Raw genomic sequence first — 3,481 nt, 5'->3', positions numbered from 1 at the left:
TATATGCACGTCTATATAATTCCAGCTAATTTTTTCATTAAAGGAGTTTAGTTGAAATATATTTTTTGTATTATGGTTGCGTTACTATTTTGCGGTTGCGGGCAAAAATATAGAGAAATTTTACTTGTACCGGATAGTAAAAAAATCGGCATAAAAAGTTTCTATGTAGTTAAAAACCCGTCTGATCAAAGTGGTATCTCTGGTATGATTGAACGTTCTATATCTCGTCAAGGTTTTAATATTACATCCGATCAAAAAAGTGCAGATTTAGTAGTGACCTATGATGTTATACATCTAAGTTATGGAGTACTCTATATTTTCTTTAGAGATGCTAAAGATAATTTTCCTATGGTTATATGTAATGACATACGATATGGCTCTGAGGCCATAAATAGAGAACTTGCGGTTCAAGAAATAATCGAAGCCATGCTGAAAAAAGAAGGAATTTAGATGAGATATGCATTAATTTTAATTACGGCGCTACTTTTAGGTGGTTGTGTCCAAAAGACCACTTATACCGAGCTTACACCAAATTTTGCAGGGGTAAATACGTTTAATAAAAGTGTAGAAATTCACGCTTCGGGTGTGGCAATGCAAGAAACGGGCTTTTATGATGAATTTGAAAAGGCGATTGGAGAGAGCATACAAAGATCTAATTTGTTTACTCAAGTAGCTACAAATGGTTCAGATGTAACTCTAAATGCATTTTTGGTTAGAGTCTCCATGCCAATAATGGCCCTTAGTTTTGACGCTACAGTAGAGGTTGCATGGACGTTAAAACAGAATGGACAAGTGATTTATAGACGCTCATTTACGACTAGCTCATCTCAAGTTCGAGTGAGTTTTGCTGCAGCAGATCGTGCAAAATCTGCAATCAATGCAGCGGTAAAAGAAAATATTGCTCTCGCGCTTACCGATATATCGAGGCAGAAGCTTTAGATAAAAAAGATATATTCTCGGGATATGAATTTAGTTAAATTCTATAGATATTAAGCTTTATAGAGCGGCTATTTGAGACTACTTGCAAATTCCTAAGCCGATTTGAAATTTACAAATTTTAAATCGGCTTGAGAAATTGCGGGAATTTTTAAGATTTTTAGGGCAAATTTATCAGTTCGACTTTATTTTCCAGCGTTTTTGGGATCAATAAAACCTTGCCGTCGCTTGAGATGTCCGCAGGTCTTTGCATCACGCCGAGGTTTATTTTGCGTATCTGTCCGTTTGCATCGATACGCCAAATTTTACCGCTTAAAAGATCCTCGCCCCAGTCGCTAATTAAAATTTCGCCGTCTTTTCCGCGCGCTATGCCGTAGAAAACCCCTTTCATATCGGCAAAGATCGAAATTTCGCGAGATTTCAGATCCATGCTTAGCACGCGCCCAGGAACCTTTCCGCTAAGATCGAATGTAGTGATCAGAAGCTTATCGCCTTTAGCCAAAAGTCCGTTTGGGCTGCCTAGCGATGGATCGATGCGTGCGAACTCATCCGCGGTGCGCGAGAGTAGGTCGATGCGCCAGATCGTCCCACGCGCGGGATCGCTTGCGAGCAAAACCTCGCTGCCGAGCGCTACGACGTCGTTTAAGGCCTGTGCTCCCTCGATTTTTAGATTGAAAACCTCCTGGCCTTTGGCAAAACCCCTGATAGTATCGATATCGCAGACATAAAGCACGTCCGCGATCTGCGCCATTCCGCCAGGATTTACCAGATCGTCTATAAAATTGGTCTCAACGACACCCGAGTTTTTTACTATGCGGCTGATGAAGCCGTCGCGCTCTTGTGGATCTTCACTACTGCCGCGATTTGCGATGTAAAAAGCGTCCTCAGTGATTAGCGAACCCTCGGGTGTACTGAATCCATCGAGTTCCAAGCCGAAAAGCGCGCCCGCCAAGGCGCACGAAAGTAGAACTTTTTTCATAATCTCTCCTTGATCTCGCCAAAATTCTAAGAATTTTAAAATTTAAACCGAAAGCACTGGACGCCAGGTTAAAATTTTAAACTCCGCAGCGAGCTTTAAGATGAGCGAAATTTAAACCCGCAGAGCAAATAAAAGTGTAATTTTAATTAAACAAGGCGGCTTAATCGGCAAAATTCTAGCGGGTCGGAAGGCCTTGCTTCGCGCGTCGCTTTTAATTTGATGCGTCGAAGCCGAAGCGAGTAGGTTTTGTGTGCGCTTTAGTTTATGCCATCACTCGCGGAATTACGCTGTAAAATTTAGCCACATCGCGCGGACCGCAAGTTTCGCATACGTAATTTATTTAGGCAGTTGCTTTAAAATTTTAATTCTACGAGCGGATATTCTTTTGCAAATTGTGGGCGTGATTTTGATGCGCAGATGAAAGCGTTACGTTTAAAGACGCCTCCGCTTTAAAATTTGATTTAATTTAAACAAAGTGTGATTAAAATGCGATTTAAATTTGATGTACCACGGGTGTAAAATTTCGGTCGTAAAAGTGAGTCTGTAGCAAAAAAAATTATTTAAAATTTACAGTGTATAAAACGCCCTTTTGAAATTTAAAAATTTTAAAACAAACCTAGGTACTTTTCAAAAATTTAATACGCGAAATTTAGACGCCGAGTTTAAATCTCGCCGTGATAACTATTTCAAAATTTAAAGCGCGAAATTCAAACCATACCGAGATGCGCCCCGCGCCGAAGCGCTATGCCTTAAAAAATTTAAATGGGCGCGAAATTCTTGCGCGCCGAGGCTTTACGGGCTTTAAAATTTTAATGCGCAAAATTTAGATCAAGCGGCGTTTGTGCGACTAGTCGCTGCCGTTTGTTTGAATTTTAAATCGCAGAAATTAACGCGCGCGCCGAAGCGGGAGCTGAAAATATAAAGCGCCCTTGCCGGCTTAGATACTAAAATCCTCGCCGAGGTAGAATTTGCGCACATTTGGATCGCTGGCTATCTCTTTTGCGGTGCCGCCTGCGAACAGCTCGCCATCTTTAATGACGTAGGCGCGGTCGCAGATCGCAAGCGTCTCGCGGACGTTGTGGTCGGTGATGAGCACGCCGATGCCGAGCTTTTTTAGGTCTCGCACGATACTTTGGATGTCGCTAACGGCGATCGGATCGACGCCCGCAAACGGCTCATCCAAAAGTAGAAATTTCGGCGTTATCATTAGGCTTCGCGCAATCTCGCAGCGTCTGCGCTCGCCGCCGCTTAGGCTCACGCCTTTGCGCTGGCGGATCGGCTCGATGTTGAGCAGATTTAACATCTCATCGACCTTTTGCGATGCTTCGACCCTGTTTTTGTAGGTGATCTCCGCGGCGAGCATTAAATTTTCCTCAACGCTGAGCTCCTTAAAAACGCTGCTTTCCTGCGGTAGGTAGCCTATGCCGAGCTTGGCGCGCTTGTGAAGCGGAACCTTTGCGATGCTGCGCTCATCAAGCAATATATCGCCGCCGCTAGCGCTTATCAGCCCGCAGATCATATAAAACGTCGTGGTTTTGCCCGCTCCGTTGGGTCCTAGCAGCCCCA

At 43.3% G+C, this 3,481-nt stretch carries 4 protein-coding genes; 2 read left to right on the top strand and 2 right to left on the bottom strand.

The genetic code is table 11. The features are described 5' to 3' along the window. Nucleotides 1–51 precede the first annotated feature (51 nt). On the top strand, nucleotides 52–450 hold the full coding sequence (locus Q0277_RS06470) for a hypothetical protein (RefSeq protein WP_297996637.1): 399 nt from the start codon (nucleotides 52–54) through the stop codon (nucleotides 448–450). Continuing rightward, a complete protein-coding gene (locus Q0277_RS06465; RefSeq protein WP_297996635.1) occupies nucleotides 451–939 on the top strand; it encodes a hypothetical protein in 489 nt (162 codons plus the stop codon). A gap of 157 nt (nucleotides 940–1,096) precedes the next feature. Here the strand turns inward: Q0277_RS06465 and Q0277_RS06460 are convergent, their stop codons facing one another. Both Q0277_RS06460 and lptB read right to left on the bottom strand, forming a co-directional pair. Next, entirely contained in the window at nucleotides 1,097–1,915 is an 819-nt protein-coding gene (locus Q0277_RS06460) for an ATP-binding protein (RefSeq protein ID WP_297996634.1), read from the bottom strand. Nucleotides 1,916–2,852: 937 nt separating this feature from the next. Further along, the coding region (lptB, locus tag Q0277_RS06455; RefSeq protein WP_297996632.1) for an LPS export ABC transporter ATP-binding protein at nucleotides 2,853–3,481 on the bottom strand (629 nt) is incomplete at its 5' end.

It is taken from the genome of uncultured Campylobacter sp. (assembly GCF_938030815.1).
Lineage (GTDB): Bacteria > Campylobacterota > Campylobacteria > Campylobacterales > Campylobacteraceae > Campylobacter_B.
This window is presented reverse-complemented; position numbering and strand designations above follow the sequence as displayed.

Coding starts and splice junctions, on each gene's coding strand:
- Q0277_RS06460 (WP_297996634.1), bottom strand. CDS start 1,915: ATGAAAAAAGTTCTACTTTCGTGCGCCTTGGCGGGCGCGCTTTTCGGC.
- Q0277_RS06465 (WP_297996635.1), top strand. CDS start 451: ATGAGATATGCATTAATTTTAATTACGGCGCTACTTTTAGGTGGTTGT.